This is a genomic window from Prosthecobacter fluviatilis, from assembly GCF_042655725.1.
Taxonomy (GTDB): Bacteria; Verrucomicrobiota; Verrucomicrobiia; order Verrucomicrobiales; family Verrucomicrobiaceae; genus Prosthecobacter; species Prosthecobacter fluviatilis.
Genome location: NZ_JBHSMQ010000003.1, coordinates 599,510 through 615,743 on the forward strand (window position 1 = coordinate 599,510; position 16,234 = coordinate 615,743).

Consider the following 16,234-nt stretch of genomic DNA (forward strand, 5'->3'; position numbering starts at 1 on the left):
GGATAAGATGCAACGGAGGGGAGCCACGGCAACTTAGACCGGTTCTTGGAATTCTGTTGCTGGGGAGAGGGGGCGAAGCGGAGTCGTGGGCGGGAAGGACAGGCCGGAGGCGCTGTCTCCCGTGGACAGCCGGGACGGCCATCCTCCAACGCCCGAGCCGTGAGCAAGGGGCGAAAATAAAACGCACGGGGACTGGGCGTCCCCGTGCGCGACTCAACTTAACCTCTGACTCAACCTAACAGAAACAGATCAGAAGCGGATGCACATGTCCATGGTGAAGCGGGTGTTGGCGAGGCCGTAGGGCTTCACGACGGCCATTTCATACGCAAAACCAAGGGAGAGATTTTTCTGGATGTTGGAACGGAAGCCGATGCCAAGCATGCCCTGGGTGACGCCGCTGGCATTGCCAGCACCGAAGTTGATGACGTCATAGCCGTTGCTGCGGAGGCCCGGGATGTTGGAGGCGTTGTTGAGCGTGGTCCAGAAGTTCGCGGTGGCGAAGGGGATGAACCAATTGCTGACGCGGTAGTCCACCATCAGGCTGTAGTGTGCCATGGTGTTCTGCTCAGCACGCAGCATGGGGATGAGCACGCCGAGGTTGCCGGTGAAGTGCAGGTCGCCAAAGCCTTTGGCAAAGGAGATGAAGGGATTGAACTGACCCGAGCCACGGCCATTGAAGACCTTGTTGTCTCCGGTGGGGAGCTGAAAGGTGAAGCCGGGGGTGAGGATGAACTGGTTCTGCACGTCATTGATGAGGGCGTATTTGAAGCCGGCGGCGAGGTCGAGCCAGCCATTCCCCTTCACGCCGGTGCCGTTGATGTTCATGTAGCCGTCTTCCGTGGCGATGAAGGCGAGGCGGTCCGTGATGGCGTAGCGGAACTGAACGGCGCCAACACGGGCGCTGCCACGACCTGTCACAAACTGGTTGTCGAAGTTGTGGTAGATGAAGATGGGGCGGATTTCGGAGCGGATGACCGGATCTTCAAAATAGATGGGGTTTGTGACGGGGGAGATGGTGTTCTCCTTCCAGTCAAAGGCATCTGCCACGGGGGCTTTTCCTGAGACGGGCGAGCCGGCGGTGGCGGTGGAAAGTGACACGGCTGCCATGACGCTGAAGCTCAGCGCAAGCAACCACCGATTTTGGGAGTGTGGTGTAGGGTCCATGCGTATAATAATGCACAGTCTGATCTGCAATGATCCGCGTGGATTGGCATCCTTTGGTCAAGTTATGCGTCGATCCTGAGACGCAATCTCTCAGCGCTGCCAGCGCTCGCAAAACAGAAGCCCCCAAACGAACTCGCGCCTCTCGAATCTGGAGAAGCCTGCGGCAGTGAGATGCGGTGACACGTCCACCAATTCATGCGCGGCGAGCTTTGTGGCGCGACGAAAGAAGGCGTACAAAAAAGCGATGATGATGCGGCTGCAAAAACGGCGCAGGCCTGAGGCCGCGATTTGAAAGTCGGCATGCAGCCATTGGGCATGCGGTGCAGCAGCAGCGGCGATGAGCGGGACGAGCGACCGGAGCTGGTCTGCGCGGAAGCAGTCGAGAAAGAAGCAGGTGACGATGAGGTCATGTACGGCCGCAGGGGGCTGCCAGGTGAGGGCGTCTGCATGCACGAAGTCCACGCGCGCGGCTGCGAGCCCTGCGCGCCGGAGGCGTGTGCGGGCGAGGGAGATCATGACGGAGCTGGCCTCGACCACGGTGATCTCGGCGGCTGGAAAGCGGCGGCAGAGCCCGGTGAGGAAGCGGCCGTTTCCCTCGCCGTAGATGAGCACCTTTTGTGGAGGCTGGATGACCGGGAGCAGGGCGGTGCGGCAGCGCTGCAACTGGCCGCCTGCGCAGAGCGCCTCCAGCCAGCGGTAGTGCGGGGCGAGGAGGTCGAAGCTCATGGGGGAGTGAAGGTGTGAAGCGTGTGAGGATCAAGTTTTGTGTCACAGCTACGCGGTGACACATGAGAGTACGATGTGTGTGGCGGTTTCCGTGGGTTGGCAGGGCGAAAGCGAGGAGGTGTTTTGGCGGGCTGGGTCATGTCTGCGAAGGCTATTGATCGGCCACCACACCCCGACCTTTGGCTCACTACTAGCGCCCTTAGGGCTGCCTGCGGCAGTCTATCTCCGCTTCGCTACGGTTCCCCGAAGGCAACCCACACTCCTTTGTCATGTACGCCAGAGGCGGGGAGAGGGCGAATCGTGTTTGCCGCGTTGGGATGATCGGCTGCGTGATTATTTAAACGCTCTGAGTGTCCAGGGCTAGGCGGAGCGTTCCTTGTTCCGCAGGAACAAGGCTACTTTTGGCGGCTTGCCGAAGGTCGTGAAGCTTCGTCACGTTGTCTGATTCCTTCCTTTCCTGCGCGCGGTTTCCGGCTTCTATCTGCCACCTCTTTTTTCCCCATGAAACTCACCTCCTGGAACGTCAACGGCATTCGTGCCTCCCTGGGCAAAGGCCTCCGCGAATACATGCTCAACGGCGATGCCGATGTGATCTGCCTGCAGGAGACGAAGGCGCAGCAGGAGCAGGTGGACCTGGGGTGGTTTGCCGGGTACTCTGCGGTGTGGAACAGCGCGGTGAAAAAAGGATACTCGGGCACGCTGGTGCTGAGCCGTGTGCCGTTTCAAACGAGCACGCTGGGGCTGGGGGTGGATGAGCATGACCGCGAGGGGCGGCTGATCACGGTGGAGTTTCCGGATTTTTATCTGGTGAATGTGTACACGCCGAACTCGCAGGCGGAGCTGGCGCGGCTGGACTACCGCCTGTCGTGGGACGATGCGTACCGTGCGCACCTGAAGAAACTGGAGAAGAAGAAGCCGGTGATCGCCTGCGGGGATCTGAACTGCGCGCACCAGGAGATTGATCTGGCGAATCCGAAGAGCAACCGGATGAATCCGGGCTTCAGCGATGAGGAGCGCGCGAGCTTTACGAAGCATCTGGACGCCGGTTTCCTGGATGTGTTCCGGCAGTTTGACCCGAGCCCGGGCCGCTACACGTGGTGGACGCAGCGCACGCCGGATGCGCGGGCGAAAAACATCGGGTGGCGTCTGGACTACTGGCTGGCGTCTGAGAAGCTGAAGCCAGCGTTGAAGTCATGCACGATCCGTGATGATGTGCATGGGAGCGATCACTGCCCGGTGGAGCTGGTGGTGGGGTGAGGGCAGACAAATTTCAGCTTCGACAATCACGGGTTTAAAATTATCCCGACTTCCTCTCATGCAAAAATCAAAACTCCCTGCAAAACTGTATAAGTATTGCTCCTTTAATGCGAAGACGCTGCATATACTGAGTCGCGAAGAGGTTTATTTTGCTAACCCCGTTAGTTTCAACGATCCACTGGACTGCAAGCCGACCATCAAAGTGGATGTGGACAGATCTTCACTGGAAAGACTTTTTGTGAAAATGTTAGCCGATGAAAGCGGCAAAACAGAAGCTCTTCGTCGTCTGCAAGAATGCCGTTATTTATCTTCGGAATTTGGTGATTACCGGACGAATATTGAAGCGGGGGAATTTTATGATCGGACTCTCGCCTCAGCAATCCTCGATGGGTTCACGCGCCTGATGAGTAAATTTGGAGTTTTGGCGTTAGCGAAACGCTGGAATTGCCCCCTGATGTGGAGTCACTACGCAAATCAGCATGAAGGCATCTGCATTGAATATTCCACAAGAAATCCTACTCCTGTGGAGATCAACGCCGTCAGCTACAACAAACCAAGAGCTATCAAGGTCAGCGATCTTATTGATTGGAAATTCAACGCTTCAGTAATAGCTGAAAATGCTATTAGGGACACTTTCTTTTTTTCTAAAGCTAACCCTTGGAAATACGAGCAGGAGTGGCGTGCAATCAACAAGAAAGCAGGCTTGGATTTTTCTCCATTTACGATTAGCGGAGTTTATTTTGGGCTACGATGTTCATCTGCCGTCCAAACTGCTTTGGTGAAACTTTTCGATAACGATCATCGCCAGATTAAATTTTACGGTGTGTATGAGTCCGACGATGATTTCAGCTTGAAACGTTATGAAGTAAATACTGATGAAATAAGAGCATGTGGAGTATCTTCGTCATACCTTAGAGACTTTGAGGGTCTTTCTTCTCTGTCTTCTTGACGCCCAAATATCGGACAATAAAAATCGTTGATGGAAACCACTCTCGACTACGGTGAGACGCACTTCTCCCAGTTGCTGCAGCAGGTAGCACGGGGCGAAGAGGTGTTGCTGCGCCAGGGCACCGTGGCAGTGGCTCGTATTGTGCCAGTGATTTCATCGCATCCACTGGCACGCCCCCGATTTGGTGAACGCACTTCGGCCCCTGTTCGTTGGGACTCCAAATCTTTTGAGGCATTGAATGAAGCTGGCATGCAGGAACTTGGGCTGGTGGGTTAGCGTCCATCAGCGGTATTGTGATGAGTGATGGGCCTTTGCGTGAGCGCTGACCGACAGACATGAGTGTCTGTCGTACCTCCAGAGGGCTCCAGTTGCGGCGCAACTGGACTACTTTTTGAGGGACTCGCGGGCTTTCTTGGGGAGGGCGTCCACCACGAGCTGGTAGGAGTGTTTGACCAGATCGCGGATGAGGGAGGGGGGGACGGTGCCGTCGAGCATGACGGTGTTCCAGTGCTTCTTGTTCATGTGCCAGCCGGGTTTGATTCCTATGTACTCGTCGCGCAGCTCGATGGCGCGCTGGGGGTCGCACTTGAGGTTGATGCTGGCGGGGAAGTCGTCGGGGGAGGTGACGGCGAACATCTTGCCGCAGACCTTGTAAACGAGGGCCTCGGGGCCGAAGGGCTGGGTCTCCTCGGCGCCGGGGAGGCTGAGGCACTGGGCGATGACGTCTGGGAGCTCCATGCGGGGATGATAGGCGAAGCGGGACGGGCCCTGCAAACGGTTCGGCGAATGCTGCGGTATTCGTTTGATGAATGGGGCATCACGGTTCTTTCTTGGGGGAACAGCTCATGCCTGCCATTCCCCCAACCCGCCGTGGAAAAGTGATCGTGGTTTTTGCCTCGGTGCACCTGGTGTTTCTGCTGTTTGGCGTGCTGCCCACCCGCTGGCGGGACCAGATTCTGGTGTCTCCGGTGTTCAACAGGTATGAGCGTGTGACGCGCTGCCACCAGCTCTGGAACATGTTTGAGACCATCCCGAACATGAACCGGCTGGAGGCGCGGCTGATCGTGCAGGAGAAGGGGCAAAGGCCGCGTGAGCTGGGCATGGTGCTGCCAGGACTGCGAAAATTCCGCCAGCATGACCAGGTGCGGCTGAACAACTGGATGGTGAATGTGATCTTCAACCCCACGCGGGGTGTGTTTCGGGAGTCCTACATGCGCAGTGCGGCGGAGGCGCTGCTGCGCTCCGGACGTTACGGACCCAGAACGCAGGTGAGCCTGGAGGTGGTGCCGTACTACACCCGAAGCCTGCTGGGGGTGCGCTCTCTGAAGGAGATCGCGGTCGAGCGGCCATCCGTGCTGGGTCCCTTTGAAATCGGGACTCTGGCCGCCCAAACAACCCCGGCCCAGACAACTCCATGACGGCTGGCAAAGAGAGTTTTCAATCCCGCCTCTGCGGCCTGTTTCTGACGCCGGTGGACGCGCGCATCTATGCGTGTGTACGAATCGCGTTTGCATTCGTTTCCCTGCTGAACCTGATGCAGATCTGGCCTGACAGGGCGATCTTTTTCACCGATGCCGGTATGGTGGACCAGGAGGTGGTGCGAAAGTTCACGGTGGGGGCCTATGTGTCCGTGTTTGACGTGTGCCGTGATGTGTCGTCTGTGAGCACGTACCTGATGTTCAGCGGGGCGGCCATGCTGCTGCTGCTTTTTGGCGTGTGGTCCCGGCTGGCGGCGGTGATCGTGTACGTGTGGTATGTGAGCTATGCGATGCGTGCGCCGCTGATCCTAGTGGGCTGGGATGAGGTGCTGCGCTGCACGGCGTTTCTGGTGATGATCTCGCCGCTGCCTGACTGCTGGTGCTGGAAGTCCCGCAAAGCGCGCAGACAGGCAGCACCGGAAAAAGAAGCGCCGTGCTATGGCCTGACGCTGATGCGGGTGCAGCTGGCGGTGATCTACCTGCAGGCGGTGCTGGCGCGGCTGGACAACGAGTACTGGATGGGCGGGGACTTCATGAGCTTCTTTCTGCTCTCCCACAATGCGCGCTGGCCGGGCCTGTGGGTGCTGAACTTTGGCTTTCTGCTGAAGGTGGTCACGTATCTGGTGCTGCTGGTTGAGCTGGCGATCCCGTTTCTGCTGATGGTGCGCCGCTGGCGGTGGTACGGCTTTGCCACGGGCATCCTGCTGCACGCGGGGATCAGCCTCATGTCCTACAACCTGATGCTGTTCTTTCTCGCGATGCTGACGCTGTACCTCAGCTTTCTGCAAAAGGAGGACATGGACTGGCTGGAGCGAAAGCTGGGACGCAGAAGGTAGGAACAGGAAGGCCTCAGGTGGGCTGGTACGTCGTGATGTTTGCCATCCGCTGTGGGACGGGCGGGCTGTCGCCACACCCATCCTACGACAGGACATGAAACGCTGGGGCAGCAGGCCCATGTGGTGGCGCTGCGTCAGCAAGCATTCTCAAGCTGTGGACTGCTGGTGCGCAAAAACGCGCCTGGGCTTGAGGCCGCAGGCGCGTTTGGGATGGGTTCCTTTGATGCGATGACTACACCAGCATGAGGGCGGGATTTTCGAGGAGCTTGCGCATCTCGGCGAGGAAGGTGGCGGCGACGGCGCCGTCGACGACACGGTGGTCGCCGCTGAGGCCGACCCACATGCGCTGGCCGACGACGATCTGGCCCTTGTCATTGACGACGGGGGCAGAGCGGATGCTGCCGATGGCGATGATGGCGGCCTGGGGCGGATTGATGATGGCGGAGAACTGGTCGATGCCGTAAGCGCCGAGATTGGAGACGGTGATGGTGCCGCCTGCGAAGTCGTCGGGGCTGAGCTTCTTGTTCTTGGCCTTGCCGGCGAGGTCTTTGACGCTCTGGCTGATCTCGAGCAGGGTTTTCTTTTCGGCCTGCTTGATGACGGGGGTGACGAGGCCGTCATCGATGGCGATGGCGACGCTGAGGCCGACGGACTTGAACTTGACGATGGCATCGCCATCCCAGGCGGCATTGATGGCGGGCTGGGCCTCGGCGGCGCGGATGACGGCCTTGAGGATGAAGTCGTTGACGGTGTATTTGTTGCCGCTGGTCTTTTCGGCGGAGGCGTTCAGGTGAGCGCGGAAGGCCATGAGGGGGCCGGCGTCGATCTCCATCTGCAGGTAGAAGTGGGGGATCTGCGTCTTGGAGGCGAGGAGGCGCTCGGCGATGATGTTGCGCATGCTGCTGGTGGGCACGCGCTCGTCTTCCGGACCGACGACGGGACGGATGGCGGGGGTGGCGGCGACGCGGCCTGCGGAGGCTCCGCCGACGGGGGCGTTTTCCACATCGGCGCGGACGACGCGACCGCCAGGGCCGGTGCCGATGAGGGAATTGAGGTCCACGCCACGCTCAGCGGCGATCTTTTTGGCGAGCGGGGAGGCTTTGACGCGGAGGGCGGCACCCGCGGAGGCGGCGCGGCTGCGATGCTGGGGGGCCAGGGGAAGACGGGCACCGGGAGCAGCGGTCTTGGCAGCGGAGGCGGCGGGCTTTTTCTCGGCCGCAGGGGCGGGCGCAGCAGAGGCCTGGGCCTTGGCGATGAGCTCGTCCAGATTCGCCGGGGGGGCTTCGTCTTCCTCAAGGATGACGGCGAGCGGAGCGCCGAGGGGGACCTTGCCGCCGGGAGTGGCGATGAACTTGTGCAGGACGCCTTCAAACGGGCTGGCGTACTCCATGGTGGCCTTGTCGGTCTCGATGTCGGCGATGGCTTTGCCAACGGAGACTTTGTCCCCTTCCTTGACGGTCCACTTGGCGAGGGTGCCCTCGGTCATGGTGTCACTGAGCTTGGGCATTTCGATGAATTTGGGCATGGCGAAAAACGGGATGAGCGGGTTTTGAAAAAGGGGGCGGGTGGGAGCGGAGGATCAGCAGATGCCGAGGGCCTTGGCGACGACGACGTCGGCGGTGGGGAGCTGGATGGCCTCGAGGGGCGGGCTGTAGATGGCGGGGGAGTCGAGGCTGCAGACGCGCTGCACGGGGGCGTCGAGCTCATCGAAGATGCGCTCCTGGATCATGTAGGCGATCTGGGCGCCGATGCCGCAGTAGGGCTTGTTTTCCTCGACGTAGATGGCGCGGTGGGTCTTGGCGACGGATTCGAGGATGGTGTCCTCGTCGAGGGGGCGGATGGAGCGGAGATCGACGACTTCGGCATGGATGCCGTGCTCTTCTTCAAGAATGCGGGCGGCTTCGAGGCAGGTGATGACGGCCTTGCCGTGGGCGATGAGGGAGATGTCGGTGCCTTCGCGTTTCACATCGGCGAGGCCGAGGGGGATGAAGAGCTCGCCGCCGGGGAGTTCGTCGTTGGAGGGGACGTCCCACTCTTCGCCGTAGAGCTTGGTGCTCTCCATGAACATGACGGGGTCATTGTCGCGGATGGCGGCTTTCATGAGGCCTTTGGCATCGTAGGCGTTGCTGGGGCAGACGCACTTCATGCCGGGGAAGTTGGCCATGATGTTTTCCGGGGTGTGGGAGTGGGTGGCACCCACGCTGGTGCCGCCATTGGCGGGGCCGCGGATGACGATGGGGCAATTGATCTTGCCGCCGCTCATGTAGCGGACCATGGCGCCGTTGTTGACGATCTGGTCCCAGGCGACGGTGTAGAAGCTCCAGAACATGAGCTCCATGACGGGGCGGACGCCGAGCATGCTGGCGCCGATGCCCATGCCGATGAAACCGGCCTCGCTGATGGGGGTGTCGACGAGGCGCTTGTCGCCCCATTTGTCCCAGAGGCCCTGGGTGACTTTGTAGGCGCCGTTGTACTGGGCGACTTCCTCACCCATGACGACGACCATGGGGTCGCGGGCGATTTCTTCATCGAGGGCTTCACGGACGGCGTCGCGGTAGGTGATTCGGCGGGGCATGGCAGGTTTTGAGGGGGCAGTAAGTCGGGGCGGGGCGGGGCGGTGTCAAGCGGGCGGCTGCATCAGGAAGGGACAAAGCGGCAACGGCGAGAAAAGCGAAAAATTCGGCCCGGGAACTCTCAAAGCTGAAAAAGTGCCTGTTTGCAGGTGATTTTTATTAATAAATCTTAACTTTTCTCACAAATGATGTTGACGAGGCGCTGAAAGTTTAGTTCAACGATGGCTGTCATATAATAACGATTGTGCCACTTTTCTCCGGTCCATCCTTTCTTACTGGCCGCAAACTTGCTCAAAAAAGACGAGCGAAGTGTGAAATCGCCTTTATACTGACCACCCCCTGCGTCTCAGCCGGGGGCAAGGACGTTGGTCCTTGTATCGTATTACCCAACTAGAACGCTCAATATGGAACTCGACGGAGGCATCAAGATTTACCTGCGTGAGATCGGCAAGACAGACTTGCTGACTCCCGACCAGGAGGTTGAGCTTGCCGAACGCATCAAACGAGGCGACCCGGAGGCCCGTTCGCACATGATCCGTGCGAACCTGAGGCTGGTGGTGAAGATCGCCCAGGATTACGCCAACTACGGTCTGCCGCTTCTCGACCTCATTTCTGAAGGAAACATCGGCCTGATGAAGGCGGTGGAACGATTTGACCCGAACAAGGGTGGCAAACTTTCAACCTACGCCGCGTGGTGGATCAAGCAGTCCATCAAGCGTGCGCTCGCGAATCAGTCGAAGACGATCCGTCTGCCGGTCCACATGGTGGACAAGATCAGCAAGATGCGCCGTGTGGCGATGGCGATGTCCGAGGAACTGGGCCGCGAGCCGACGGATGACGAACTTTCCGAGGAAATCGGCATCGACCGCGCGAAGCTGAGCCAGCTGAAGGTGGCCAGCATGCGCCCGGCCTCTCTGGATGCGCCGATCAGCGACGACGACAGCACGGAGTTTGGCGAAATCGTGGGCGACGAAAACGCCCAGACGCCCTTTGACCTGCTCTCCCACAAGAACATGCACAGCCAGCTGGACGGCCTGCTGACGGTGCTGGACGAGCGTGAGCGCAAGATCATCGACGCCCGTTTCGGCCTTGCCGGCCAGAAGCCGCGCACGCTGGAAGAGGTGGGCCAGGAATTTGGCGTGACGCGCGAGCGTATCCGCCAGCTGCAGAACATCGCACTGCGCAAGCTGCGCCGTGCGCTGCAGAAGAAGGAAGACCCGATCCCGAAGGCGCTGCGCAATGCCGGTGGCAAGAAGAAGCGGAAGAAGGCCGCTGCTGCTGCGGAAGCCGAGGAGGATTAAGATTTAACGATGAAGCCGGGTGTCGAGAGATGCCCGGCTTTTTTGTGGGGTGGGATGGCGGCAGGGCTGCCCGGTTTTGCCGCAGAGGGGCAAAGGAGCGGAGGGTGCGAGGAGGCTTGAGGCTGAGAAGGTGACCCAGAGCTTGCTCGTGCATCGCGGCGCCTTGGGCTGAATCCACCGCCCCTTTGGGGCTGATGAGAAGCGAGGTGTGGCGGGGCGGGACCTTGTTGCACAGCAACAAGGCTACTTTTTTACGGGCAGAAACTGAACGGCGTCGGCGATGACGACTTTGCCGGGTTCGGTGGCTTCGGTGGAGATGCGGACCCAGCCGGTGCGGCCGGAGTCAAAGCGAAAGGTGCCGAGGGTGCGGAAGAGGCGGGCGTGCTCGGGCTCCTGCTGCTGATTGATGACGACTTTGGTGTCGCCATCGGCGTGGTGAATGGTGACGGGGGTTTGAGTGGAGCGGCGGATGTTGTAGCAATGGGCGAGGCGGACTTCATACCAGCCTGATGCGGGCAGCGTGGGGGTGAAGGTGACGGACTTGGTCCCCTTCCCGGCTTTCATGTCGTGAAGGTAGCCGAGGCCGACGTAGGGCGGGGTGTGAGTGGAGTACTGCCAGTCGCCGACGAGCTCGGCGCTGGTTTCGTCCACGACGATGCCCGGCAGTGTAGCCGGATCTACCACGATGTATTTGACCATCTCGGGGCGGTCCACCTCGCCGGGAGGATGGATGTTGGGGAGAGCCTTGGGGTGGGGCTTGAGGGCTTCCGAGGCCAATGCGGCGCTGAGGAGCAACACTGCGAGCATAAAATGTCTCATGTTGTGAAATGGTTTGTCATGGCTGGGGAACATAGGGAGGACATGGATCGTGGAATGCGCGCGCTGGGATATGCTGACGACTGCGAAGCGGCGAGGCATACGCTGCTGGCGCCCACGTTGCATGAAGGGGCCGCTGGGTTTGCTGCCCGGCTTGCTAGGTCTGGACCCAGGGCGGCCTCGCTGAGGCTCGGCTGGCCCTGGGCTGCGATAGGCCGCACCTTTGGTGCTGAGAAGGCAGCAGCCATGCCAACAAAACATTGCCTTGCGGTGCGCCGATCATGGCGGGGATCATTTGCCAGCTTTTTCACTCGTGAGATAGCCGAGGAGGTTGATGAAGTTTTTCTCATCGAGCGTCTGCCCGAAGACGGGGGGCATGAGGGACATGGGCGTGGTGTCATCTTTGGCGAGATCATTCTTGGACACGCGGTGCTCCTGGCCGGCGGCGTCGGCGAGGATGAGGACCTGGCCGGCTTCGCCTTTGAGGAAGCCGCTGAGGGTGCGTCCGTCTTTGAGGGTGAGAGTGTGGAGGTGAAAGTGGGCGTCCACGTTGCGGTTGGGGTCGAGGATGTCTTCGCACAAGCGCTCTGGGCCGCGTGCGCCGATGCCGTCGAGCTGCGGGCCGATGAGGCCGCCGGCGCCGCGGATTTGATGGCAGACGGCGCAGTTCGCGATGAAGACGGTTTTTCCTGCGGCGATGTCCGGCTTGGCTTTGGCGTAGGCAGCGGAGCGGGTGGTGATGAGGGCATCGAGCTGCTGGCGTTGCTGTGGTGATACCGGCAGCGGTGGTGGTGCGGGGCGTGGTGGCAGGTAGGCAGAGAGTTGTTCGCGCAGCGCAGCGGGTGCGGTGTGCTGGAGCAGCATGGCGAGGGTTTTGAGGGCACTGCGGGTGCTGTCCTCGCTCTGGAAATCGTTCACGCTGATGACGGCGGGCTCGATACGGGTGATGCCGAGCCAAGCGTAGGCTTTGCCGTCATCGCCATCGACGATCTCAAGGTGCACGGTTTTGCCGGTGTGTGCGGAGAGGTCCAGTTCGGTGCGCTGGCAGACATCGCTGCGTGGTGGGAAGACGCTGGCGAGTGTGGTGCCGCTCTGCGCATCCACCACGCGAACGAGGTTTTTGTCGTGAGGTTTGCTGTTGGGTGGCCCGCGATGGCCATTGATCCACACGATGAGTTTGGCGGGTGCGGCGAAGTCTTTGGATTTGAGAATGCCTGTGCGCTTTTCTTCATCGCCGCCGCCTTTGGCCATGCTTTGGAGCACCTGCGCCTCGGTGCCGTCGGTGCATTTGCGGGGCTGGAGGGACCATGGGGCATCGCCTGAGGAGGTCCAGGCGAGTGTGGGTTGTTTGTCTGTGGATTCGAGGAGCTGTGAGGCGAGCTGCTGCGCCCATTGCAGCAGCTCGGGATTGGCGGGAGCGCCGCGCTCGCTGAGGCCGTTGTGGATTTCAAAGAGTGCATCCGTCTGCTGTTTGAAATTGTTTTTGGTCAGGCGTCTGGCTGTTCCAATCGCCTTTTGCAGACTGTTTGGATTCACATATCTGGCGATCTGAGCGAGACACCTGTTCAGGTCTGAAGGTGGCTCATTCAAACCTTCGAGCTGCTTCAGAAACCATTCACTGGCCGCAGATGTTTTGAGTGCGAGGGCGATCTCTCGGAAGTCGCGCTCATAGACCTGCCTTTCCGCTTTTCCTTCGGGATCTGTGGGGGGCTCGATTGCCCACCCCTCAACTTCCTTCGTAAACACCGCCGGATCAGACAGCATCTTGTGTGAAGCTATTTTTAAAGCCTGCCTGAGTGTCAAGTCGTCAGCAGGTACATGCTGAAGCATGGCTACCATGACGCCCGCCATATCAGAACGGACGTCAGAACGGCAATTGGTAAGTGCCCATGTGGCGGCGAGCTGTGTCCTAGGAACAAACTGTTTATTGTCTGGAGCCAGGCAGGACATTGTGTAGAAAACGGCCAACTTCCATTGAGGACTCGGGCCTTCAGCTTCACGAAGCAGCAAGTGCACATCCACAAAGTCGTCTGTGTTATTCCCCATGAACGACAAATTGCGACCGCTGCGCAGCCATACCTGATGCGTGACCCAGACTGAGTAAGCCTTTTGGAATGCGGACTGGCAGTTTGCCTCCAACGACGCTTGAACGGCTTGTTCTTCAGGCATCTCCATCAAGCGTTCTGCAAGAACTGGGACCGTGTTGTGTCTGACCGTCAGATTGGGGGAATCAAGATGCTTGAACAATTCGGGCAGGCCGGCACTGGCAAGATCTGCTGGCTTGGAAACCTTGTCCGTCTTCACCACCCGCCAGATCCTCCCTCTCTCCTTGTCCCGTCCCGGATGATCCAGCGGCACCTCATAATGGCCGATGATTTTGTTGTAGAAGTCGGCGATGTAGAGGGCGTTGTCGGGGCCGAGCTGGAGATCGACGGGGCGGAACCAGGGGTCGTCGCTGGTGATGAAGTCGGGCTGCTCGTTGGCCTTGGGGGTGGAGCCGGTGAAGGTGACGGTGTCGTGGTTGACGCGGGAGGTGACGCAGTTGCCGACGAGCATGTGGTCGTCCCACTCGGGGCCCCAGACGCCGCCGTCGATATAGACGATGCCACAGATGCCGGTGGAGCCGTGGCTGTGCTGGCACATGACGGGGGCGAAGCCGAGGCCGTCGTGCGGTTTGCCAAAGCTGGGGTAGCAGGCGCCACGGATGAGCTGGTAGATGGGCGAGCTGTGGCAGTCGGCGCTGTAGAGATTGCCAAAACGATCCCAGCAGAGGCCGAAGGGATTGACCTGGCCGTGCGTCCAGATTTCCACCCGTGAGCCATCGGGGCGGAAGCGGAAGACGTTGCCGCTGTGGAGATCGAGCGTGCTGCCGTCCCTGGCCTTGATGTGGCTGGTGTTGTTGAAGCCGTGGGTGGCGTACACCCAGCCGTCCAGCCCCATGCGAAAGCTGCTGCACATGCCGTGCGTGTCTTTTTCATAACCGAGGGGGCCGAAGAGGATTTCGCGGTGGTCGGCTTTGCCGTCGCCATCGGTGTCGGCGAAATACCAGATGTTGGGGATGCTCCAGGCGATGCATCCGGCCTTGTGCCCGGGCTTGTGCCAGGGGAGGACGCCGGTAGGGATATTGAGGCCGTCGGCGAAGTCGGTGACTTTGTCTGCGCGGCCATCGCCATCGGTGTCTTCGAGGATCTTGATGGCATCGCGGCTGTCTTTGACACGGGTGCCCTGCGGGTCTGACCAGCGGGCCTTGTCTGCGGCGTAGGGGTACTCGACGGTGGAGGAAACCCACAGGCGGCCGCGTGCGTCGAAGGCCATGTTGATGGGCTTGTTGATCATGGGCTCGCTGGCAAAGAGCTGCACGGTGAAGCCCGGGGGCACGTGGAGGCCTGCGCGCTCCTGCTCGGGGGTGAGGGCGTCGGTTTCGCGAACGAGGCGCATTTTGTCCTCGGCGGCGTGGAGGCTGGTGGTGAGGATGCCGAGGATGAGCAGGCTGCGGAGGAATGGCATGAAGGCATTACAGCGCAGGTGCGAGGGTTCGTTCAAGAAGGGATTCGGGGGGAGGGTGTGGATGAGGGGAGGCTGGCAACGCGAATGCGCGCGAATATCCGCGAATTAATGAGAATGGCTGTGGGTGGAACGAGGGGATTTGGATCTGCGGATTGATGGGTGCGGCGGAGCCCGCACAGAGGATTGCCTTCGGCTCGCTTCGCGGGGTGCGGACCACTATGCTGGCGCCAGACGCGGAGTGCCGTGTGCTAATGCCGCGCAGAGGCGCAAATAGAGTTCATTCAAAAGGGCTGGAGAGCGCATGTGCCGGTGTCGCAGGTGACGTCGGTGACCTGGCGTTTGATGTCGTCGTCGCTGTGCAGGCGGAGGAGGCGTGAGAGGGTGATGCGATTGGTCGAGATCCAATGCACGACCTTGCGGGCGATGGGCTGCAATGCGGGGCTGGCGAGGCGTAGCGACCATTCGCGGAAGTCGTACAACGCCCACAGGCAGGTGACCCAGGCGCCTGCGCCCTGCCAGAGGGAGCCGTCATCTCCCATGACGACGATTTCCTGATCGGCACGCAGGCTGGGAAGAGCGGGGCAGAGACGCAGTGCCTGCGGCGAATCGTAGGGCACAAAGTTCAGCAGCACATAGGCGGGCTGCCCGAGCATCCAACGCCGGAAGCGCGAGCAGAGGCCGCAGCGGGCGTCGTAGAATATGGTGAGGGCAGTCATGGTGTTTGGCGTGGGCTGGGGGTGTCCATCAAAGCGCGACTCCATGCCGCCACTGTTCCCGCAGCGCAGGCTCCCAGAGTGTAAGGAAGAGTGCGGCCCAAAGTCTTCCAGGCTGCCTCCACGAGGCCATAAGCCTGGATGCTATGTCCCGACAGACGCGCAAGAGTGAATGCCACGCCCAAAGCAAGGGACACCAAAAATCCGAAGGCAGCGGCTGTGCCAGGTTTCCTTAAAGGCGAGGTTTCTGGAATCAAAAGGTCCAGAGTCATCAAGACAAGGAAACATGCGCCTGCAATCACGGCACTCGTGTAAAGGTTGAGCCACAGAAGCAGCACAGGCCCCAGAAATGACAAGTCTTGAGTCGAATGATGGAGATGGCATGTCCACCAGGCGATGTTGCACGCGTTCAAGCCCCACAACATCGCGAGGAACGACAGCTTCAGTTTTCGAAAGAATGTTTTCACAGTGTGTCCAGAATGTCGTTGGCTTTGCTGACGCGGTTCATGGCAGGCACGGGCGGTGGCATATTCGCCAGGGTGGCGCGGCGGCGCATGCGGGTGAAGACGTAGAGATTGAAGAAGTGCATGCCGCCGAGCATGAGGAGCACGACGCCCATCTTGCCGCTGAGCGCTTCAAAGACGCCGCGTGCGGCCTCGATCTCCTCGGTGGTCTTGAGGTAGAGCGAGACGAAGCCGATGTTGATGAGGTAGAAGCCGACGACGAGCAGGTGATTGACGCTGTCTGCGAGGTCGGTGTTTCCGTGGAAGCAGTCCACGAGGAAGATGCGGCCGCTTTTGTGGAGGGTGCGCGCGACCCAGACCGTCATGCTGACGGCGAGGATGAGGTAGAGGCTGTAGGTGATGACGGTGTGGTTCATGGCGGTGTGTTGGTTTGTGTTCTGTTTGTTCGGT

General features: G+C 60.1%; 16 protein-coding genes. 6 read left to right on the forward strand and 10 right to left on the reverse strand.

Annotated features, from left to right (window positions below):
- Positions 1–249 precede the first annotated feature (249 nt).
- Positions 250–1,107 carry a transporter gene (locus tag ACFQDI_RS11080; protein ID WP_377166451.1) on the reverse strand — a complete coding sequence of 286 codons (858 nt, stop codon included), beginning with the start codon at positions 1,105–1,107 and terminating at the stop codon, positions 250–252.
- Between the two features lie 147 nt (positions 1,108–1,254).
- Positions 1,255–1,890, reverse strand: a complete 636-nt coding sequence (locus tag ACFQDI_RS11085; RefSeq protein WP_377166453.1) for a class I SAM-dependent methyltransferase — start codon at positions 1,888–1,890, stop codon at positions 1,255–1,257.
- Positions 1,891–2,391: 501 nt separating this feature from the next.
- On the opposite strand from ACFQDI_RS11085, the gene ACFQDI_RS11090 reads away from it, so the two are divergent.
- Genes ACFQDI_RS11090 through ACFQDI_RS11100 form a run of 3 tightly spaced genes read left to right on the forward strand, consistent with a single transcriptional unit; the run spans position 2,392 to position 4,372 of the window.
- The gene (locus ACFQDI_RS11090; protein WP_377166455.1) at positions 2,392–3,147 is read left to right on the forward strand and encodes an exodeoxyribonuclease III; all 756 of its coding nucleotides are present in this window, start codon (positions 2,392–2,394) and stop codon (positions 3,145–3,147) included.
- 58 nt (positions 3,148–3,205) lie between these two features.
- The gene (locus ACFQDI_RS11095) at positions 3,206–4,096 is read left to right on the forward strand and encodes a DUF2971 domain-containing protein (RefSeq protein WP_377166457.1); all 891 of its coding nucleotides are present in this window, start codon (positions 3,206–3,208) and stop codon (positions 4,094–4,096) included.
- Between the two features lie 30 nt (positions 4,097–4,126).
- Positions 4,127–4,372, forward strand: a complete 246-nt coding sequence (locus ACFQDI_RS11100; RefSeq protein WP_377166459.1) for a type II toxin-antitoxin system Phd/YefM family antitoxin — start codon at positions 4,127–4,129, stop codon at positions 4,370–4,372.
- Between the two features lie 108 nt (positions 4,373–4,480).
- On the opposite strand, the gene ACFQDI_RS11105 is transcribed toward ACFQDI_RS11100, so the two are convergent.
- A complete protein-coding gene (locus tag ACFQDI_RS11105) occupies positions 4,481–4,834 on the reverse strand; it encodes an MmcQ/YjbR family DNA-binding protein (protein WP_377166461.1) in 354 nt (117 codons plus the stop codon).
- A gap of 107 nt (positions 4,835–4,941) precedes the next feature.
- On the opposite strand from ACFQDI_RS11105, the gene ACFQDI_RS11110 reads away from it, so the two are divergent.
- Positions 4,942–5,514 (forward strand): hypothetical protein, encoded by a 573-nt coding sequence (locus tag ACFQDI_RS11110; protein ID WP_377166463.1) that lies wholly within the window; start codon positions 4,942–4,944, stop codon positions 5,512–5,514.
- Positions 5,511–6,410 carry an HTTM domain-containing protein gene (locus tag ACFQDI_RS11115; protein WP_377166465.1) on the forward strand — a complete coding sequence of 300 codons (900 nt, stop codon included), beginning with the start codon at positions 5,511–5,513 and terminating at the stop codon, positions 6,408–6,410. The genes ACFQDI_RS11110 and ACFQDI_RS11115 overlap by 4 nt, the downstream gene beginning before the upstream one ends.
- 232 nt (positions 6,411–6,642) lie before the next feature.
- On the opposite strand, the gene ACFQDI_RS11120 is transcribed toward ACFQDI_RS11115, so the two are convergent.
- Together ACFQDI_RS11120 and ACFQDI_RS11125 are read right to left on the reverse strand one after the other, a co-directional pair.
- Positions 6,643–7,935: a pyruvate dehydrogenase complex dihydrolipoamide acetyltransferase gene (locus ACFQDI_RS11120; protein WP_377166467.1), complete on the reverse strand. Its 1,293-nt coding sequence runs from the start codon at positions 7,933–7,935 to the stop codon at positions 6,643–6,645.
- A 54-nt stretch (positions 7,936–7,989) separates the two neighbouring features.
- Positions 7,990–8,985, reverse strand: coding sequence for an alpha-ketoacid dehydrogenase subunit beta (locus tag ACFQDI_RS11125; protein WP_377166469.1), 996 nt, complete (start codon positions 8,983–8,985; stop codon positions 7,990–7,992).
- 402 nt (positions 8,986–9,387) lie between these two features.
- Between ACFQDI_RS11125 and ACFQDI_RS11130 the strand changes: the two genes are divergently transcribed.
- Complete coding sequence (locus tag ACFQDI_RS11130) at positions 9,388–10,284, forward strand: sigma-70 family RNA polymerase sigma factor (protein ID WP_184339525.1); 897 nt, start codon at positions 9,388–9,390, stop codon at positions 10,282–10,284.
- 243 nt (positions 10,285–10,527) lie between these two features.
- On the opposite strand, the gene ACFQDI_RS11135 is transcribed toward ACFQDI_RS11130, so the two are convergent.
- From ACFQDI_RS11135 to ACFQDI_RS11155, 5 genes are all read right to left on the reverse strand, one after another.
- Entirely contained in the window at positions 10,528–11,091 is a 564-nt protein-coding gene (locus tag ACFQDI_RS11135) for a golvesin C-terminal-like domain-containing protein (protein ID WP_377166472.1), read from the reverse strand.
- A gap of 300 nt (positions 11,092–11,391) precedes the next feature.
- Positions 11,392–14,607: a PVC-type heme-binding CxxCH protein gene (locus ACFQDI_RS11140; protein WP_377166474.1), complete on the reverse strand. Its 3,216-nt coding sequence runs from the start codon at positions 14,605–14,607 to the stop codon at positions 11,392–11,394.
- Between the two features lie 281 nt (positions 14,608–14,888).
- Complete coding sequence (locus ACFQDI_RS11145; RefSeq protein WP_377166476.1) at positions 14,889–15,323, reverse strand: thiol-disulfide oxidoreductase DCC family protein; 435 nt, start codon at positions 15,321–15,323, stop codon at positions 14,889–14,891.
- On the reverse strand, positions 15,320–15,787 hold the full coding sequence (locus ACFQDI_RS11150) for a hypothetical protein (RefSeq protein WP_377166478.1): 468 nt from the start codon (positions 15,785–15,787) through the stop codon (positions 15,320–15,322). The genes ACFQDI_RS11145 and ACFQDI_RS11150 overlap by 4 nt, the downstream gene beginning before the upstream one ends.
- Positions 15,784–16,200, reverse strand: coding sequence for a hypothetical protein (locus tag ACFQDI_RS11155; RefSeq protein ID WP_377166480.1), 417 nt, complete (start codon positions 16,198–16,200; stop codon positions 15,784–15,786). The genes ACFQDI_RS11150 and ACFQDI_RS11155 overlap by 4 nt, the downstream gene beginning before the upstream one ends.
- Positions 16,201–16,234 lie beyond the last annotated feature (34 nt).